Genomic DNA, 18007 nt, shown 5'->3' with positions numbered 1-18007 from the left:
AGTTTGACAGATTAAAAACCTCACGGATCTCTCCGTGAGGTTTGTTTTACTCAGATGCTGAATGGCGTTTCGCAAGGACGTCAAGCACGTCGTCCAAAGGAAGCGACTGCTCACGCAGAAGAACGAGCAAATGATACAGCAAATCCGCCGCTTCCCATTTTAATTCTTCATGGTCGCGGTTTTTCGCGGCGATAATAACCTCTGCGGCTTCCTCGCCGACTTTTTTGAGGATTTTATCGACGCCTTCCCGAAACAGATACGTTGTGTAGGCTCCGTCAGGCATCTCCGCCTGCCGTTTGGCGATTACGCTTTCCAGTTCGTTTAAGATGCCGAAACGATCCTGCGCGTCCGCTTTTTCCGGAGAAAAGCAGCTGTAACTTCCCTTATGGCATGCGGGTCCTGAGGGCTCCGCAAGCACGATGAGGGCATCTTGATCGCAGTCATAACGGATGGCTTTCACCTTTTGGGTATTCCCCGACGTCGCTCCTTTATGCCACAGCTCCCCGCGTGAACGGCTGTAAAACCAGGTTTCTTTCGTTTCTATCGTTTTTTCGTAGGATTCACGATTCATATAAGCCAGTGTCAGCACTTCTTTGCTTGCCGCATCCTGTACGATGGCGGGAATCAGTCCGGCCTCGTCAAACCGCAGTTCATCTGCCCGTTTCATCTCACATTCACCCCGTGTTTCTTCATATAATCTTTCACTTCTTTTATAGATGTCTCTTTGTAATGGAAAATGGAAGCTGCAAGCGCGGCGTCCGCTTCACCGATCGTGAAGGCTTCAAGCATATGGCGCGCGCTGCCGGCTCCCCCTGACGCAATGACGGGCACCGGGACGGCACGTGTGACAAGCTGTGTAAGCGTATGATTAAAGCCTGTTTTCTCACCGTCTGCGTCCATGCTTGTCAGCAGGATTTCACCCGCTCCCCGGCTGACGGCTTCTTTTGCCCAGGCCGTGACTTCCCACTCGGTTTTCTGTCTGCCGCCGTGTGTGTACACTTTATAGCAATCCGAATCTTCGTCATACTTTGCGTCAATCGCCGCGACGATGCATTGTGAGCCGAAAAAATCCGCTCCTTCCGTAATCAGCTCGGGGCGGAGAATGGCCGCTGTATTAACGGATACTTTATCAGCGCCGGCGCGAAGCATTCGTTTCATATCGCTTAATTGATTGATTCCGCCGCCGACCGTAAACGGAATCGCCAGTTTTGCCGCAACCTGTTCTACGACGTCTGTCATCGTCTTGCGGCCTTCGTGAGAGGCGGAAATGTCGAGAAAAACAAGTTCGTCAGCGCCCTCCCTGTCGTAGGCTTCGGCCAGCTCGACAGGATCGCCCGCATCTTTCAGCCCGAGAAATTGAATGCCCTTGACGACGCGTCCTTCTTTCACATCGAGACACGGAATGATTCGTTTCGTGATCATGCGTCCTTCACCCCGCTGAGCGCTTCAGCCAATGAAAATTGTTTTGTATACAGCGCTTTTCCGATAATCGCTCCCGATACGCCGGCGTCTTTGAAGCGGGCCAGTGCTTTGAGATCGGCGACTGAGCTGACTCCGCCTGAAGCGATGACGGTTTTTCCCGTTGCTTTTGCGAGCTGAACGGTGCTTTCGATGTTCGGTCCTGACAGCATGCCGTCAGTTGCAATATCCGTGAAAATGAAGGTTTCCGCTCCTTCGGCCGCCAATTCACGGCCCAGATCGGCCGCCCTTACCGAGGATGTTTCCAGCCAGCCTTCCGTCGAGACATATCCGTTTCTTGCATCAAGGCCGATCGCGATTTTGCCGCCGTATTGTTTCAGCATGCTCTTCACAAATGCCGGATCGGATACGGCTGAGCTGCCGAGAATGACACGATCAACACCTTGTGATAAATAACCGTACACATCCGCTTCAGAACGGATCCCGCCGCCGATCTCGACTTTGATATCAAGCTGCCGCGCAATGTCAAGAACATGCCTGTCGTTTACTTTCCTGCCTGCTTTCGCGCCGTCAAGATCCACGAGATGAATCCACTCGGCGCCTTCTTGTGCAAATTGCGCCGCCATGTCTAAAGGAGAGTCACCGTATATCGTTTCCTTGCCGTAATCGCCTTGGATAAGGCGGACGCATTTGCCGTTTCTCATATCGATTGCCGGATATAATGTAAAAGCGTTCATTTCTTCACCTTCTGTTCCGCTGCCATTTTTGTAAATTGCCTTAAGATCGCCATTCCGGCCGTACCGCTTTTTTCCGGGTGAAACTGTGCACCGAAGACATTGCGTTTCCCGACGACGGCCGGAACACGAACGCCGTACTCAGCGCTTGCCAGAAGATCGCCGTCTTCCATCCCGTCTATATAATAGGAATGGACAAAGTAAACGAAGCCTTCTTCCGCTTCCGAAAGCAAAGGAGACGTTTTGTGAAACGTCAGCCGGTTCCAGCCCATATGCGGCACCTTCAGCTTGTTTCCTTCGGCATCTCTGTCTTTGAGTCTCACAGCTTTTCCGGCTAATAAACCAAGTCCTTTTGCAGAGCCGTTTTCGGTGCTTTCCTCGAAAATGAGCTGCATGCCGAGGCAGATGCCGAGGAGCAGCTTACCCTCGTCAACCATACGGTGTATGAATTGATCAAGCTTTGTGCTGCGTAAATTGTCCATGGCGTCACTGAATGATCCGACACCGGGAAGAATAAAAGCATCCGCTTTTTCAAGCTCTTCCGGCCGGTCTGATACGACATACGGGACGCCGACGCGTTCCAGCGCCTTCGATACGCTGAATAAATTTCCCATACCGTAATCAATTACACCGATCATTTACAGCATTCCTTTCGTAGACGGCACACCCTTGACGCGCGGATCAATGGATGACGCTTCATCAAGCGCTCTGCCAAGCGCCTTAAACACGGCTTCTATCATATGATGGGTATTCGTGCCGTAATGAACGATGACGTGCAGATTCATTCTCGCTTCCAGCGCCAGTTTCCATAGGAATTCATGTATCAGCTCTGTATCAAACGTTCCGACTTTCGCTTGCGGAAATGCAGCGCGCATCTCAAGGTGCGGCCGGTTGCTCAGATCTACGGCGACTTGGGCGAGCGCTTCGTCCATCGGCACAAGCGCTGATCCGTACCGTTTGATCCCTTTTTTATCACCGAGCGCCTCCAAAAAAGCCTGCCCTAAACAGATGCCGATATCTTCAGTCGTATGGTGATCATCTATCTCCGTATCGCCTTTTGCGTCAACAGTTAAATCGAATTGCCCGTGCTTTGTGAACAAATCAAGCATGTGAGTCATAAACGGCACATCCGTGCTGATGTCGGCTTTTCCTTCTCCGTCTATTTCGAACGCCAGCTTAATATCCGTCTCATTTGTTGTTCTGGCGCGTTCCGCTTTTCTCATCGGTCATTCCTCCGTTTCTCGCTTCAATCGATCTTGCGTGCGCTTCAAGCCCTTCCAGTCTCGCGAAGGCGGAAATGCTGTCCGCGTGTGTTTCAAAAGCCTTCCGGCTGTATGAGATGATGCTCGATTTCTTTTGAAAATCTGTTACATTCAACGGGCTTGAAAACCGCGCCGTTCCGTTTGTCGGCAAAACGTGATTCGGTCCGGCAAAATAATCGCCGACCGGTTCAGCGCTGTATCGTCCTAAGAAAATCGCCCCCGCGTGTCGGATGCTTCCAAGCAAAGCCTCCGGCGAATGCGTCATGATTTCTAAATGCTCGGGCGCCAGCGCATTCACCGTGTTCACCGCATCTTCCATCGATTCCGCGATATAAATGCGGCCGTGATCCTTGATCGACGCTTCGGCGATTTCTTTGCGCGGCAGCGTCTGAAGCTGTTTATTCACCTCATCTGATACCGCTTCGGCAAGCTTCCGTGAGTCGGTGACAAGCACGCTTGAGCTGAGCGTATCGTGTTCGGCCTGTGAAAGCAGGTCAGCGGCGACTTCGTCGGGCACCGCCGTATCGTCCGCCAGAACCACGATTTCACTGGGTCCGGCAATCATGTCAATATCCACAACACCGAAGACTTCACGCTTTGCGAGTGCTACAAATATATTGCCGGGGCCCGTAATCTTATCAACAGGCTGTATCGTTTCAGTTCCGTAAGCGAGCGCGGCAATCGCCTGCGCGCCTCCCGCTTTGTAAATTTCCTTTATGCCGAGCTCAGATGCCGCCGCCAGAACGCCCGGTGAAAGGCGGCCGTCTTTTCCCGGAGGACTGATGAGAACGATCCGTTCCACTCCCGCAGCGAGAGCGGGGATGACATTCATTAAAACGGAAGACGGATAAGCGGCTGTCCCGCCCGGCACATATACGCCCGCGGAATCGAGCGCCGTTATTTTCTGCCCGAGCATCGAGCCGTCTTTGCGATGGTAAAACCACGAGGATTGCAGCTGGCGTTCGTGATATTCTTTAATATTGGCAATCGCCTGTCTGATCACTTCCAGCAGCTGATCATCAAGCAGACGGTATGCCTCGGTGATTTCCTCTGCGCTCACGGCCATTTGGTTCAGGCTGATGCCGTCAAATGTTTTTGTATAGGCCAAAACGGCTTTGTCACCGTTTTGTCTGACGTCTTCAATAATCCCCCTGACGATTTTCCGCTGCTCTTCGGTTCCGCTGTCGATGGAACGCTTCAGTGAGAACCGCTCGCTTCTATTTACTGCGGTTATTTTCATTGTGCCGTTTCTCCTTCCACAACCTTGGCCAGCCTGGCCGCCATTTCGTCGATTACATCATCCTTCATGCGGTAGCTGACCGGATTGACGATAAAACGCGATGTGATGTCACAAATATGTTCTGATTCAACGAGACCGTTTTCCTTTAATGTCCGCCCGGTTGATACGATATCTACGATTCTGTCAGCAAGCCCGATTAAAGGCGCCAATTCAATCGAACCGTTCAGCTTAATGATTTCCACCTGCTCGCCCTGCTCTCTGAAATAACTTGACGCAACATTCGGATATTTCGTCGCGATCCTCGGGGCGACTCCGTTCCAATCCGCTCCGGGAAGCCCCGCAACGGCGAGATGGCATTTGCTGATTTTCAGATCGAGCACCTCATACACGTCACGCTCTTCCTCAAGCATGACATCCTTTCCGGCAATACCGGCATCAGCGACGCCATGCTCGACATAAGTCGTCACATCCATCGGCTTTGCCAGAATAAAGCGGAGATTTTCTTCAGGAACGTCAATGATCAGCTTTCTCGATTCTTCAAACTCCTCGGGGAGCCTGTATCCGGCCTGCCTCAGCAACCCGGCCGCTTCTTCGAATATCCGTCCTTTTGGCATTGCCATTGTGAGTACCTTACCCATTCTGCTCTTCCTTTCTGGCACCGATAAAGTATGTGACGTTTGCGAATGATTTTGTCATATGATCGATATTTTCAATGCCCGCCAGATCCTGCAGGACGACTTTTCTGCCTCTCGCCCTTTCTTTCTCCGCGAATAAAATGGCCTGCGCCCGCTGCTCCTTGCTGAAAATCACAGCGTCCGCTTCACTAGTTTCTTCCTGGATGCCGAGCGCTTCAATCAGCCTGTCGATACGGAGCCCGAAACCCGTGGCGGGAGCGGGACTGCCGAAATGGCCGAGAAGATTGTTATAGCGTCCGCCGCTTCCGATGACAAAACCGACATTGGCCGCATACACTTCGAATAAAATTCCCGTGTAATAACTCATATGGCTGACCATATTCAGATCAAGGCGAATATGCTCGGCACAACCGTAATCCTCAAGAATGTCCCACAGGTCTTCCAGCTCCTGAATCAAGCTTTGTCCGGAGATGCCGATGATCTCCTCCGCCTTGGCGCAGATCTCTTTCCCGCCTCGCAATTCCAGAAGTGCGAGCAGCCGGCTTTTGTCTATTGAAGAGAGCGGAAGCGATTTGACATGTTCTCTGTACCCCACATAATTCTTTTCAAAGAGAAAGCGCCGCAGAACATCCGCCCGCTCGGCATTGCCCAGCACCTCGACAAACAGCTCATCTGCGAGTCCGGCATGGCCGATCGCGATTTTAAATTGGTGCAATCCCGCGTTTTTCAACGCGCCGGCCGCGAGTGCAATCACCTCGGCGTCCGCGCTTGTTGATCCGTCGCCGATCAGCTCCGCGCCGACCTGTTCGAATTCGGCCGGACGTCCGCCTTCCCGTTCTTGAGCGCGGAAGACGCTTGCCGCGTATCCCGCTCTGAGCGGATGATTATTTTTGTGCAGCTTAGACGCCGCCACCCGGGCAATCGGTCCGGTCATGTCAGGCCGAAGCACAAGCGTTTTTCCGTCCTGATCGAGAAGCTTAAACAGCTGCTGTTCTTCAATGGCTGACTGGACGCCTACTGTTTCATAAAATTCAAGGGTCGGCGTCTCCATAAACTGATAACCCCATTTATCAATTAAATCCGTCAGTGTGGAACGGACTTTCTTCTTTGCTTCGTATAAACCGGGCAGCGTATCTCTCATGCCATGCGGTTTCTCAAACATAAACATTTGCCTTTTACACCTCCGCTTTGTCTGAAGGAAAATTCCGAATCCTTTAGTTCGCTAATATGATAATATGTTAGCAGATAAAAGAATGAATTGCAACGCCCAATATCCGCCTATTCTTTTCCATAAACATGGCTAAAGAATGAACAAACCTGTAAACATATCGGAACGATCGAATCATATTGAGCAGAAGTGCTATAATACATAGAATAGCTTCATCAGAACAAGGGAGAGTAATAATGAAGACGCTTGGAACATTATGTGTGCTGATTCTGACAGCCATCCTTGTCTATCTCGGGTATAACATCTATACAAACGATATTCATTTGAATTTTTTTAATCAGCAGTCCGACGAGCCTGATGAGAAAACACCGTTAAAAGGGAGCGCGTCACCGCTGAATGTCGTTCTGTACAGACAGATGGATTCTCCCAGACTGTACAATGGCTGTGAGGTGACAAGCCTTGCCATGATTTTGAACAATGCCGGATATCATGTGTCAAAAAATACATTGGCGGATAAAATCAATAAAGTTCCGCTCACATACAGCAGCGGGCTGAAGGGAGATCCGAATGAAGGATTTGCCGGAGATATGGAAAACGGCCCGGGTTTAGGCGTTTATCATGAGCCGATTGATAAACTTGCCAAAGAATATGCGGGAAACAAAGTATACGATCTGACGGGAAAAGACATTTCTTTAGTGTACCGCCAGCTTGAAAAAGGGCGGCCGGTCTGGGTGATTACCACCACATCCTTTAAGCCGGTTGATCATATGCAGACTTGGAATACGCCGAACGGAAAAATCGACATTACGTTCAGCATGCATAGCGTAGCCGTCACCGGTTATGATCACGATTATGTATACGTTAATGATCCTTACGGCTATAAAAACAGAAAAACAGACCGATCTGACTTTGAAAAAGCCTGGAAGCAGATGGGCAGCCAGGCCATTGTGATCAAGTCATAAAAAAACCCCGCTGACGTTAATCAGCGGGGTTTTCCATTCGTTTTTTCATTTCTTCGTCCGTATAGATCACCTGCATCGGATTTCCTCCGACAAACGCCCCGGCCGGGACATCTTTATGCACCAGCGTGCCGGCTGATACAACGGCTCCGCTCCCGATGGTGACGCCGGGCAGAATCGTTGTGTTTGCCCCGATCATCACCTCGTCACCGATTGTGACAAAACCGGTCCGGTACTCATGTATTAAGTATTCATGAGCCAAAATCGTCGTATTGTAGCCGATAATGCTGTTTTTTCCGACAGTGATTTTTTCGGGAAACATGATATCCGGCATCACCATCAGCGCGAATGACGTCTGTTTTCCGACATTCATTTTCAAAAAGGTTCGGTACAGCCAGTTTTTCACGCTTAAAAACGGCGTATACCTTGCGATCTGAATGATGATGAAATTTTTCATCACCTTCAGAAAGGGAACCGTCTGATAAACATGCCACAATGAATTTGCACCTGAAACCGGATGGCGGTCTGTTTTTCTCACGGATTACTTCACTCCGGTGATGTGCAATAAATCACTCATTTTCTCGAGCATATAATCAGGTTCATAGGCGGAAAGCGTCTGTGCGCCTTTAATTGTCCACGCGACGCCGGCTGTTTTCGTGCCGGCGTTTTTGCCCGCCATGACATCGTGATAATTGTCACCGACCATTATGGCTTCCGACGGATCGCACCCAAGCCGGCTGAGCGCAAGCCGCACAGGCTCGGGGTCAGGCTTCGGATGCTTTACATCATCAAGCGTGACGACAGTATCGAAAAACGCCCCGATGCCTGTCAGCTTCAATCCCATATTGACTGTATCCCTCAGCTTCGTGGTGACAATACCCAGCTGATACCCCGCTTTTTTCAATTCATCCAGCGTTTCATAAACCGTTTCGTACTCCGTGACGAGCTCATCGTGCTTTTCATGGTTGAATGCTCTGTACATGCTGATCATCTCATCGCACTTTTCAGCATTAATGCCTGAAAACGTTTCATACAGAGGCGGGCCGATAAACGGAAGCACATCTTCCCTTTTGAACTGCCCCGGGCAATAATGATCAAGCGTATGAAGGTAAGAAGCGATAATCAGTTCATTCGTGTCAATCAGCGTGCCGTCGAGATCAAATAAAATGGCGGTTACACGTTTATCAGTCATCTTATGTCCTTTCCGATTTCAGGCGTCAGTCCGTGTCGGCATACCGCTTATCGGCATACCCCTTCATGCGTCTGAAAATCATTAAAATAATCGCAAGTACAATCAGCACAATGGAAATGACCTGCGCGATCCGAAGCTGGTTCGTAAGCATCAGGCTGTCCGTCCGCATTCCCTCAATAAAGTATCTGCCGATCGAATACCAGATCACATACGTCAAAAACAGATTGCCCCTGCGCAGGTTCACGCGGCGGAGCAGAAGCAGGAACACGACGCCCGCAAAACTCCACAGCGATTCATACAAAAACGTCGGGTGATAATATTGTCCGTCTATGTACATCTGATTAATGATGAAATCCGGAAGATGCAGACTTTCCAAAAATGACCGGCTGACCGCTTCACCGTGAGCCTCCTGGTTGATAAAGTTCCCCCAGCGCCCGATGGCCTGGCCGAGCAGAATACTCGGCGCGGCAATATCCGCCAGCTTCCAGAATGAGATGCCTCTTACTTTTGAAAAGACGACTCCCGTTGCGATCGCGCCGATTAATCCGCCGTGAATCGCAATGCCGCCTTTCCAAATTTTAATGATTTCCCCGGGGTGTTCCGAGTAATAGCTCCACTCGAAAAGCACATAGTATGCCCGTGCGCAAATGATTGCGATCGGGATGGCGAAAAGAACAAGATCAATAAAAATGTCCTTTTTCAGCCCCCGCTTTTCACTCTCCCTCATGGCCATCCAAAGCCCTAATAACGCGCCCGCGCCGATAATGATGCCGTACCAGTGCACGGATAATGGCCCGAGCTGAAAGGCAATCGGATTGATTGGTGTTCCTGCTTCATTCATATCATTGCCAACTCCTATTCGTCTTGTTCGCCGTCCTCAATGACATCCGCCAGCTTATTCGTGAATTGCTCGGCAGCATTTAAGCCCATCCGCTTCAATCTGAAGTTCATCGCCGCAACTTCGATAATAACGGCGAGATTCCGCCCCGGGCGAACGGGAATGGTCAGTTTTGTAATTTCCGTATCAATGATTTTCATTTTTTCTTCTTCAAGTCCGAGACGGTCGTATTGTTTCCCTTGCTCCCAAAGCTCAAGGTCCATGACGATTGTAATTCTTTTATTGCTTCTGACGGCGCCCGCTCCGAACAGCGTCATGACATTTATAATGCCGAGCCCCCTGATTTCGAGCAGATGCTCAATCAGATCAGGCGCGTTCCCGACAAGGGTATCCTGATCCTCCTGCCGGATTTCAACGCAGTCATCCGCGACAAGACGATGGCCTCGTTTGACAAGCTCCAGCGCCGTTTCACTTTTACCGACGCCGCTTTTTCCCGTAATGAGCACGCCGACGCCGTATATATCCACAAGCACGCCGTGAATGGCCGTTGTCGGCGCGAGACGGCTCTCAAGAAAATTCGTCAGCCTGCTTGACAGCCTGGTTGTTTTCAGAGGAGATCTGAGCACAGGCACACCGTTTTGCTCGGAAGCTTCTACAAGCTCCGGCGGGATCGGCATATCTCTGGAAAGTATGATAGCCGGCGTCACATCGGTGCACAGCGATTTCATCCGCTGTTTCTTATCTTCCTCGGGAAGCTGATCGAAAAATGACAGCTCCGTTTTTCCTAAAAGCTGCACCCGTTCTCTCGGGTAATATGTAAAATAACCGGCGATTTCAATACCGGGCCGTGATAAATCACTCATCGTAATCGGGCGGTTAATCCCTTCTTCTCCGCTGATCAATTCTAAATGGAACTGCTCCATTACGTCTTTGGTCCGAACCTTTGCCAAGATATGTTCCTCCTGTTCTGGGATGTTCCGAGCTTTGAACAGTTATATTTTATCACTTTACCGTCTGAACCAAAACAGATTTATACAATTCCGGCATAACTGGTATAGATAACTAGTCTGAAAAGGAGTAAAATAAAACTAACAACTAACCAGAAAGGCGTGTTTTAAAGTGGCTGAAAGCTTGTTAATCAGCGGTGCGGACATCGTAACAGAAGAAGAAATCATCCGAAACGGATTTCTCGGTATAAAGAACGGCATCATTTCTTACGCGGGGAAAACAAGACCGCAAGAAACGTATGAGAAGGAATGGAAGGCGCCCGAGGGTTCATATGCGCTTCCCGGAATGATTGATATTCATATTCACGGCGGATACGGCGCGGATACGATGGACGCTGATGTTGCAGCTCTTGATACAATGTCCGCCCGGCTGCCCGAAGAAGGAACAACCTCTTTTCTAGCGACAACGATCACACAACAGCACGAAAACATTGAAAAAGCGCTCGTCAACGCCAAAGAATGGACGTCTTCCTCACCGCAGGCCCAAAAAGGCGCTGAGTTGATCGGCATTCATTTAGAAGGACCGTTTGTCTCTCCGAAAAAGGCGGGAGCACAGCCGAAACAATGGATTACTCCTGCTGATGCCGGGCTCTTTCAGAAATGGGAGCGGCTCTCGGGAGGGATGATCAAAATCGTGACGCTTGCGCCGGAAGAAGATCCTGATTTCAGCCTGATCCGTTATTTAAAAGACCAAAACATCATCCCGTCAATGGGACACACAGACGCAGGAGCCGAGCTTTTAGAAAAAGCGGCGGATGCCGGGGCAGTGCATATGACGCACCTCTTCAATGCCATGAGCTCCTTTCATCACCGTGAGCCGGGGGGCATCGGTACGGCTCTCGCCTGCGGCCGCATCACGGCGGAGCTGATCACCGACGGCATTCATTCCCATCCTTTGGCCGTTAAGCTTGCCTATTTGGCGAAAGGAAGCCAAAACCTGATCATGATTACAGACTCCATGCGGGCAAAAGGGCTTAAGGACGGAGAATACGAATTCGGCGGACAAAAAGTCACCGTTCGCGGGGACACGGCGCTTCTCTCTGACGGGACGCTGGCCGGTTCCATTTTAAAAATGAATGAAGGCGCGGCGCTCATGCGCAGGTTTACAAACTGCTCATGGCCGGATATAGCAAATATGACATCGGCAAATGCGGCCCGCCGCCTCGGCATATTCGACCGTAAAGGAAGCATCGCGGAAGGAAAAGACGCCGACGTTGTTCTGACGGACGGACAGTGCGGCGTGCTGGCAACGATTTGCCGCGGAAACACCGCATATATCTCAAGGGAGGCTGATTGGACATGAACGTTATCACATGCAGACATTATGAAGAATTAAGTGAAAAAGCCGCAGCGATTATTGCTGAAACAGTGAAACAAAAGCCGGATGCCGTTCTCGGCCTTGCGACGGGAGGCACTCCTGAAGGCGTATACAAAGAACTTGTGCGGATGCACCGCTCAGAGGGCTTGTCATTCCGAAATGTCACGACGATCAACCTTGATGAATACGCCGGGCTTTCTCCCGAGGACAAAAACAGCTATCATTATTATATGAATACACATTTTTTTGCACATATCGACAGCCGAAAGGACCGCCACTTTCTCCCTGACGGACGGGCAGACGATCTTGATGCCGAATGCGGACGCTATGACCGATTGATTCAAACACTCGGCGGAGCGGATATACAGCTTTTAGGCATCGGACACAACGGCCATATCGGCTTTAATGAACCCGGGACGCCATTTGAATCCCGAACCCATGTTGTTGAGCTGAATGAAGAGACAAGACAGGCGAATGCGCGGTACTTTCCGTCAATTGATCAGGTCCCTGTAAAAGCCCTGACAATGGGGATCGGGACGATTTTGTCCGGCAAACGGATTTTGATCATGGCATCCGGAAAAAGCAAGGCCCAAGCGGTGAAGCAGCTTCTGGACGGGCGCATCAGCGAAGCATTCCCCGCCTCCGCCCTGCACGCGCATCCGGATGTGACGGTCTTGATTGATGAAAAGGCTGCGGGCGGCGATTGAAAGGATTTGACCTATGCAGATTGATAAACAATCTCCGATTCCGATTTACTTTCAGATTATGGAACAATTAAAAACACAAATCAAAAACGGCGAGCTGAAAGCGGATGCGCTGCTTCCGTCGGAGCGGGAATACGCCGAACAATTCGGCATCAGCCGAATGACGGTGCGCCAGGCGCTTTCCAATCTGGTGAATGAAGGGTTTTTATACAGGCAGAAAGGCCGGGGAACGTTCGTCAGCAAACTGAAGATGGAACAGCCGCTTCAAGGGCTGACAAGCTTTACGGAAGATATGAGAAGCCGGGGCATGAAGCCGGGGAGCAGACTTGCCGAATACCAGCTGATTCAGGCGACGGAAGAATTATCTTCTATCCTGGGATGCGGCTATCCGGCAACGCTTCATAAAATCATCCGCGTCCGGCTGGCGAATGATATCCCGATGGCGATTGAAGCCTCGTACATTCCGTTTGACAAGGCGGGGAAACTGGATGCCTCTCATTTTCAATCATCCATGTATGAGCATATTGAAGCGTACAATCAGATGCCGATCTCACGGGCTAAACAAGAGCTTGAACCGGGAGCCGCTTCCGAGGAAGAAGCTGAGCTGCTCGGTATCCAGCCCGGCGCCCCCGTCCTCTATATCAAGCGGACCACTTATCTGCAGGACGGCACTGCCTTTGAGCACGTCAAATCCGCCTACAGAGGCGACCGCTACACATTCGTGCATTATATGGACAGGGTGAAATGAAACATCTCCAACCGTTACGGGTTGGAGATGTTTTTTTGATCTGCCATTTTCAAATCAAGCCGGTGAATGTTCTCTATGACTCTGTCAAAACGAAGAGGCTGTGGTTCTGGTATCTATTTTTTATAAAGAAAAGAGTAATAAAATGCTACCCTCTGTTTTGGACAATATACGGAACCTGCTTTGAAACCAGCAGCAGCGGTTCTTTGTTTTTATGAGCCAGCGAAAACATGATTGCGCCTTCAATCATCGAGTTGATTGTCATCCCGAGCTTCTCCGCTTCCTCTCGTTCAAACCCATGCTCAAGAAATTTTGCCGCAAACACATCCGTCCACTTCTTGAACACCTCAACACATGTGCATCTTAACGTTTCATTGATCAGAGCGGTCTCACCCGCCAGCAATCCAACCGGCACGCCCTCAATATTCTGCGGATCATTAAACTGTTCAGCCGTTACATGAATAAAGTGCTGAATCGCTTCTATAGGGTCCGCGAATTGAGACATACTATTCTGTATTTGCTTTTCAACGCATCTTCCCGTATATTTGATCGCCGCAATGGCGAGTTCTGCTTTTCCGTTTGGAAAGTGATGATACACAGACCCTCTGGGTGCTCCGCTCTCTTTTATAATTTGATTCAAACCAGTCGCATGATATCCCTGAATCTGAAAAAGATATGCAGAGGTTTGAATAATTCTTTCTTTTGTCCCGGTTTTACTGTTCATTATGTTTCCTCCTGCATATTACGAAAACCAATCGATTTTAGTATAGAAAAGGGACATAAAAAAGTCAAAAGCACTTATCACAGCAGGGCGCCGCCATTTACGCACAGAAAAAATCCTGCTGACCGTCAGATTTTCTTCTGAGCGATCAGCAGGCTGTATTTTTTTCGTTATGGGTTTGAGGCATGCCTGAAATCAAACTGATCCGGAGCCGGGCGATACGGCGTATTTCCCGTTTTGAACATCCACAGCGGTGATATTGTTTTGCCGTTGTACGGGTCCTTAACGACGGTGTACCAGTAATAAACGGAATCAGGATGCAGGCCGTCCCAGACCCAATTTGCGGTTTTTCCGCTTTTTACGTGTTTTTTATGACTGAGCAGTTCGTTCGTATAGACGTTGCATTCAAAATAATCGGTCGCCACCCTTTTCCTCTTCGGCTGTAAATCCATTTCTGCCGAGAATTCGTCTTTATCAGCGAACAGATCGGTGTCATAGTAATTGATGTCATCCGTGTACGGCGAGTAGGAGAACATGTGAACCTGATTGGCGGCCTGATCGAATTGCATCATGCGCATAAAGCCCTGCCCCCCTTCCGGACCGTCCTGGTAGTCGGTCAGAATTTGGTGGACGAGGCGGTCCGGTTTTCCGTCCCCGTCATCGTCAAGCGCATCGGTTTTTTTCATGGCGTTATGGTAATGGCCGCTTAATACCATCGCCACATTGCGATTCGGCTTGACGACTTTTCGATAGATCGTTTCCCCGATCGGGCTTCGATTTCCGCTCACAAGCAAGTACTCATGAAAGCATAAGATGGCGGTTCGGTCCGGATACCTCTTCAGCACTTGATTGATCCAGTCAATCTCTTGTTCCGCAATGCCCCAGCCCATATAAATCATAATAAAATCGTTCCCGCTTGCCGACAGCAGGTCATAATGCCCGCGGTTATTTTTGTATGATCCGCCGTAATGCATGTTCTGTTCAAACCGGCGGCTCCCGAAGAAATCCCCGAAGGTTCGGTATGTGCCGTCTTTATGGCCGACGTCGTGATTGCCGGCAAGCACTCCGTACGGAATCCCCGCCTTGTCAAGCGTCCGCATGGAGTGATCGGCGTTTTTCCACTGTTTCATCACCATTGAATCATCGACGATATCACCGGTATGAAAGACATATTTAATATTGTGCTTTTCCTTATTTTCTTTGATCCACTCCGTCATTTTGTCAAAAATGTGCGGGTGCCCTTGTGCGTAATACTGTGTATCCGACATCCAGACAAACGTGTAATTGCCTTTCGCCGGTATTTGATCCTGCACGATGACATTCATTTTTGAGTTCTTCACCACATCCGCTGCGGAAACGGCGGCTTTTAATGTAAACGGCTTTTTATCTTTGGCAAGGACGCTGTCCGCCTCCTGCCAGCGGCTTGTCCGGTAATTCCAAATATACATGGTTACCTTTCGGCCGGGCAGAGAGCTTCCTTTCCAGACCGCCTCGGCCAGATCCGTTTCGTCGATAGACGGGTCAACGGAGACTTCGAATCGGTGATAAGGAAAACGCTCCACACTTTCCGCCGAAACGGTTTTTCCGTCATTTGCCGAGATGCGGTTCATTTCCGGCAGGGTAAACGGCATTTCATTTTCTTTTATGCCCCTCGGCGGTTCCGTTAATGAGGCGTGTTTATACACTTTCACGCTGCCCGGATTCCGCGCGGTATAACGGAAGCCGCGATAAAATGATACATTCATGTCATCCTTCGTCGGGTCTTTTACCCGGACGGACAGCTTTGCTTTGTGGGCGCCGATTTTTTGATCCGCAAGCTCCGGCTGGTTCGGCTCCTCCCGTTTGATATGGAAGGTGCGGACGGACGTTGTTTCATTTCCGGCAAGGTCTGCCGCAATGATGGTAAGGGTATGTTTTCCGGGCTTGAGATCGGCTGATGACGTGTGATGCGGGAGCGTAATGCTTTCTCCGTCCAAAAATGCTTTGACCTCTTCCACTTTGCTCCATTTGTCACGGATGTCCGCATTCAGCTCAACATTACCTTTCAGCGCCGCGCCTTCTTTGATACCCGGGACAATCTTCGGCCCCGTATTGTCCACCCGCACAGATTGGCTCAGCTGCTCCTCACCGTCGCTAACAAAAATATGGTGATAGCCTTCAGAAAGCTTCGCCGTGTTCCACGGCAGCAGCCGTGACGTAAACAAATGATCCGGCAGGCTGAATGAGAAGGTCTTCTGCTGATTCGCCCGCCTGCCGTCACCGATAAACAGCTGCTCAGCCGGATCCGTCTTCCCGTCTTTGATCACCGTTCCGTCCGAAAGCACCAGACGGGCATGTTTCACGACAAAATCATCCCGATTCTCTCCCGTGTCATAAGGAGAAACCTTTGAGCCCGAACGGATGGATACTTTCTGTGTTTTGCCCCCTTTTTGCAGCAGACGTTCCGGAAGGAGAACCGAGTGCGTTCTGTAGCGGTGAGACGGATCGTCAAAAATGTGCAGCACCTCGTTTTCCATCATGACGGTGTTTTGAAAATAAAGATTCGTTTTCCGGGCATCGAAGGCGAAATAGACTTCTTTTTCCAGGGCCGGCCGGGTCTCCTGCCGCTTGCCGTCAATCCACAGCTTGATCTTATCGGCGCTGACGTCGGAAGTCGCTTTGAGCAGATAGGTGCCGGATATCGTATCTTCGGGTTCAACATTCATTCTGAGTCCGTGTGATTTGCTCGTCTGTTCAATGTCAATCATCTTGACGGGCGTTTTTGCTTCATTTTCTCCATCACTGGCTGCGATATAATACTCAAGCTGATCCTGGCCGAGCAGCTCCGGGGAATAAAGAATGTGATGGTATAAGCTGTCATTGCGGTCTTTTTCGGCCAGAATTCGTTTGAATGGTTTTTTCTCATTGGTCCGGTAATAAAACGCGGCTGTTTTGACAAGGTTTTTGTCTTTTATGTCAGCCTTTAATTCAATGCTTTCAGCGGGCCGGACGGGCTTTCTGTCTGTAAGGTCTTCGATGACCGGTTTTTCCTTGTCGGGTTTTATCACCCTTTTCTGCTGCGGGATCTGCGCCTGAAAAACAGAGCCCGGTGACGGCTTATGCTCGCTCGTGGAGATCCTCAGCAATTCTCCCGTTCCGTTCAGCGGATATTTGTACAGCAAAGAAGTCAGCCGGCGGAAAGCGTGTTTACGGTAATGCGCTGAGGCGATACCCTTTCCGGTATTTGCCGACAGCACCACCGTACGCGGGCGGCCGTTGGACATTCCGTCCGTCCCTTCGATGACGGCGAGATGTTTTCCCTCCTTCAGGCGTGTCCCGTAATAGCGGTTGAAATCATCTATCGTCAGTTCTGATGCGGCGCGTCTCAGCCAAAACACGTAAGTCCCGCCTGACGGAATGACGGTATCTTCTTTCGGCCTCCATATCATATCTGATTCCGGCCCTTCCTTCGGATAGCGGTAGCGGATGTGATAGTCTTTAAAATGAATGGGTCTGTCCGTCGTGTTATACACCTCGATAAATTCATAGGCATCAGCGCCGTCTTCATTTTTCGTATCAACCGCAAGCTCCGTAATCATCAGCTCGGGAATATGATTCAAATCGGCTTGATAGCCGTCCAGCTTCAGCCGCTTTTTCTCCGATTCCGCCCGCTGTCTGCCGTTGGTGAAAACGAGGTAATATTCCAATTCTCCATTCCAGATATCCCGCTTTGAAACCTGGGCCGTAAACAGCCGGATTGCGCCTGGCGCGGGCTCCATCGGCACCATTTTAAACCCCAGCTCATTGCTTTGTTTATAAAAAAGAAACGCCGAAAACGCTTGATAGTCAGCATTCCGTACATGAGCCTGTATGAACAGGTTTCTTTTCATTTCCGCCTTTACTTCGATTTGGGGAGGATTCTCCAGAAGCGGTATGTAATGAGGCGGCTGTCCGAATTCCTGCTGATTCACGGGGATTGCCGATTCTTTGCGCGCCGCATCCGCAGAAGGACTCACACAAAGCAAACCAATCAGAAAAAAGAGCGTCATCACAAGTTTCATCTCATTACCTCCCTATGCATTATGT

At 50.1% G+C, this 18007-nt stretch carries 18 protein-coding genes; 4 read left to right on the top strand and 14 right to left on the bottom strand.

All coding sequences use genetic code 11. The features are described from left to right. Positions 1–46: 46 nt before the first annotated feature. The 8 genes from hisIE to OQ477_RS14190 are packed head-to-tail and all read right to left on the bottom strand — an operon-like array spanning position 47 to position 6458. Positions 47–667 carry a bifunctional phosphoribosyl-AMP cyclohydrolase/phosphoribosyl-ATP diphosphatase HisIE gene (gene hisIE, locus OQ477_RS14225; protein WP_032876234.1) on the bottom strand — a complete coding sequence of 207 codons (621 nt, stop codon included), beginning with the start codon at positions 665–667 and terminating at the stop codon, positions 47–49. Next, positions 664–1422 (bottom strand): imidazole glycerol phosphate synthase subunit HisF, encoded by a 759-nt coding sequence (gene hisF, locus OQ477_RS14220; RefSeq protein ID WP_265972860.1) that lies wholly within the window; start codon positions 1420–1422, stop codon positions 664–666. The genes hisIE and hisF overlap by 4 nt, the downstream gene beginning before the upstream one ends. After that, a complete protein-coding gene (gene hisA / locus OQ477_RS14215; RefSeq protein ID WP_265972859.1) occupies positions 1419–2156 on the bottom strand; it encodes a 1-(5-phosphoribosyl)-5-[(5-phosphoribosylamino)methylideneamino]imidazole-4-carboxamide isomerase in 738 nt (245 codons plus the stop codon). The genes hisF and hisA overlap by 4 nt, the downstream gene beginning before the upstream one ends. Further along, positions 2153–2791 carry an imidazole glycerol phosphate synthase subunit HisH gene (hisH, locus tag OQ477_RS14210; RefSeq protein WP_265972858.1) on the bottom strand — a complete coding sequence of 213 codons (639 nt, stop codon included), beginning with the start codon at positions 2789–2791 and terminating at the stop codon, positions 2153–2155. Before hisH ends, hisA begins: the two co-directional genes overlap by 4 nt. After that, complete coding sequence (gene hisB / locus OQ477_RS14205; RefSeq protein ID WP_265972856.1) at positions 2792–3376, bottom strand: imidazoleglycerol-phosphate dehydratase HisB; 585 nt, start codon at positions 3374–3376, stop codon at positions 2792–2794. Then, positions 3342–4655, bottom strand: a complete 1314-nt coding sequence (gene hisD, locus OQ477_RS14200; RefSeq protein WP_265972854.1) for a histidinol dehydrogenase — start codon at positions 4653–4655, stop codon at positions 3342–3344. The genes hisB and hisD overlap by 35 nt, the downstream gene beginning before the upstream one ends. Beyond that, positions 4652–5293 (bottom strand): ATP phosphoribosyltransferase, encoded by a 642-nt coding sequence (gene hisG, locus OQ477_RS14195; protein WP_029325809.1) that lies wholly within the window; start codon positions 5291–5293, stop codon positions 4652–4654. Before hisG ends, hisD begins: the two co-directional genes overlap by 4 nt. Then, complete coding sequence (locus tag OQ477_RS14190; RefSeq protein WP_265972852.1) at positions 5286–6458, bottom strand: ATP phosphoribosyltransferase regulatory subunit; 1173 nt, start codon at positions 6456–6458, stop codon at positions 5286–5288. Before OQ477_RS14190 ends, hisG begins: the two co-directional genes overlap by 8 nt. A gap of 236 nt (positions 6459–6694) precedes the next feature. Between OQ477_RS14190 and OQ477_RS14185 the strand changes: the two genes are divergently transcribed. Continuing rightward, positions 6695–7420 (top strand): C39 family peptidase, encoded by a 726-nt coding sequence (locus OQ477_RS14185; RefSeq protein WP_022553851.1) that lies wholly within the window; start codon positions 6695–6697, stop codon positions 7418–7420. Between the two features lie 16 nt (positions 7421–7436). Here OQ477_RS14185 and OQ477_RS14180 read toward each other — a convergent pair whose 3' ends face one another. The 4 genes from OQ477_RS14180 to hprK are packed head-to-tail and all read right to left on the bottom strand — an operon-like array spanning position 7437 to position 10397. Further along, positions 7437–7955: an acyltransferase gene (locus tag OQ477_RS14180; protein ID WP_007407438.1), complete on the bottom strand. Its 519-nt coding sequence runs from the start codon at positions 7953–7955 to the stop codon at positions 7437–7439. 3 nt (positions 7956–7958) lie between these two features. After that, on the bottom strand, positions 7959–8609 hold the full coding sequence (gene ppaX / locus OQ477_RS14175; protein WP_012118550.1) for a pyrophosphatase PpaX: 651 nt from the start codon (positions 8607–8609) through the stop codon (positions 7959–7961). A gap of 25 nt (positions 8610–8634) precedes the next feature. Continuing rightward, a complete protein-coding gene (lgt, locus tag OQ477_RS14170) occupies positions 8635–9450 on the bottom strand; it encodes a prolipoprotein diacylglyceryl transferase (RefSeq protein WP_265972850.1) in 816 nt (271 codons plus the stop codon). A gap of 14 nt (positions 9451–9464) precedes the next feature. Further along, positions 9465–10397 carry an HPr(Ser) kinase/phosphatase gene (hprK, locus tag OQ477_RS14165; protein WP_003151456.1) on the bottom strand — a complete coding sequence of 311 codons (933 nt, stop codon included), beginning with the start codon at positions 10395–10397 and terminating at the stop codon, positions 9465–9467. A 169-nt stretch (positions 10398–10566) separates the two neighbouring features. On the opposite strand from hprK, the gene nagA reads away from it, so the two are divergent. Genes nagA through OQ477_RS14150 form a run of 3 tightly spaced genes read left to right on the top strand, consistent with a single transcriptional unit; the run spans position 10567 to position 13224 of the window. Further along, positions 10567–11757, top strand: a complete 1191-nt coding sequence (nagA, locus tag OQ477_RS14160; RefSeq protein ID WP_265972849.1) for an N-acetylglucosamine-6-phosphate deacetylase — start codon at positions 10567–10569, stop codon at positions 11755–11757. Then, positions 11754–12479 (top strand): glucosamine-6-phosphate deaminase, encoded by a 726-nt coding sequence (gene nagB / locus OQ477_RS14155; protein ID WP_015418310.1) that lies wholly within the window; start codon positions 11754–11756, stop codon positions 12477–12479. Before nagA ends, nagB begins: the two co-directional genes overlap by 4 nt. A 13-nt stretch (positions 12480–12492) precedes the next feature. Further along, entirely contained in the window at positions 12493–13224 is a 732-nt protein-coding gene (locus OQ477_RS14150) for a GntR family transcriptional regulator (protein WP_012118554.1), read from the top strand. Positions 13225–13369: 145 nt separating this feature from the next. Here the strand turns inward: OQ477_RS14150 and OQ477_RS14145 are convergent, their stop codons facing one another. Both OQ477_RS14145 and OQ477_RS14140 read right to left on the bottom strand, forming a co-directional pair. Further along, positions 13370–13945, bottom strand: coding sequence for a TetR/AcrR family transcriptional regulator (locus OQ477_RS14145; RefSeq protein WP_265972848.1), 576 nt, complete (start codon positions 13943–13945; stop codon positions 13370–13372). A 167-nt stretch (positions 13946–14112) separates the two neighbouring features. After that, positions 14113–17982 (bottom strand): metallophosphoesterase, encoded by a 3870-nt coding sequence (locus OQ477_RS14140; RefSeq protein ID WP_265972846.1) that lies wholly within the window; start codon positions 17980–17982, stop codon positions 14113–14115. Between the last annotated feature and the right edge of the window lie 25 nt (positions 17983–18007).

The sequence above is a fragment of the Bacillus sp. ChL18 genome (assembly GCF_026241425.1).
Taxonomy (GTDB): Bacteria; Bacillota; Bacilli; order Bacillales; family Bacillaceae; genus Bacillus; species Bacillus velezensis.
This window is presented reverse-complemented; position numbering and strand designations above follow the sequence as displayed.

Excerpts from the sequence above, each read along its gene's own strand:
- hisIE (WP_032876234.1), bottom strand. The coding sequence starts at position 667 with ATGAAACGGGCAGATGAACTGCGGTTTGACGAGGCCGGACTGATTCCC.
- hisF (WP_265972860.1), bottom strand. The coding sequence starts at position 1,422 with ATGATCACGAAACGAATCATTCCGTGTCTCGATGTGAAAGAAGGACGC.
- hisA (WP_265972859.1), bottom strand. The coding sequence starts at position 2,156 with ATGAACGCTTTTACATTATATCCGGCAATCGATATGAGAAACGGCAAA.
- hisH (WP_265972858.1), bottom strand. The coding sequence starts at position 2,791 with ATGATCGGTGTAATTGATTACGGTATGGGAAATTTATTCAGCGTATCG.
- hisB (WP_265972856.1), bottom strand. The coding sequence starts at position 3,376 with ATGAGAAAAGCGGAACGCGCCAGAACAACAAATGAGACGGATATTAAG.
- hisD (WP_265972854.1), bottom strand. The coding sequence starts at position 4,655 with ATGAAAATAACCGCAGTAAATAGAAGCGAGCGGTTCTCACTGAAGCGT.
- hisG (WP_029325809.1), bottom strand. The coding sequence starts at position 5,293 with ATGGGTAAGGTACTCACAATGGCAATGCCAAAAGGACGGATATTCGAA.
- OQ477_RS14190 (WP_265972852.1), bottom strand. The coding sequence starts at position 6,458 with ATGTTTATGTTTGAGAAACCGCATGGCATGAGAGATACGCTGCCCGGT.
- OQ477_RS14185 (WP_022553851.1), top strand. The coding sequence starts at position 6,695 with ATGAAGACGCTTGGAACATTATGTGTGCTGATTCTGACAGCCATCCTT.
- ppaX (WP_012118550.1), bottom strand. The coding sequence starts at position 8,609 with ATGACTGATAAACGTGTAACCGCCATTTTATTTGATCTCGACGGCACG.
- lgt (WP_265972850.1), bottom strand. The coding sequence starts at position 9,450 with ATGAATGAAGCAGGAACACCAATCAATCCGATTGCCTTTCAGCTCGGG.
- nagB (WP_015418310.1), top strand. The coding sequence starts at position 11,754 with ATGAACGTTATCACATGCAGACATTATGAAGAATTAAGTGAAAAAGCC.
- OQ477_RS14150 (WP_012118554.1), top strand. The coding sequence starts at position 12,493 with ATGCAGATTGATAAACAATCTCCGATTCCGATTTACTTTCAGATTATG.
- OQ477_RS14145 (WP_265972848.1), bottom strand. The coding sequence starts at position 13,945 with ATGAACAGTAAAACCGGGACAAAAGAAAGAATTATTCAAACCTCTGCA.
- OQ477_RS14140 (WP_265972846.1), bottom strand. The coding sequence starts at position 17,982 with ATGAAACTTGTGATGACGCTCTTTTTTCTGATTGGTTTGCTTTGTGTG.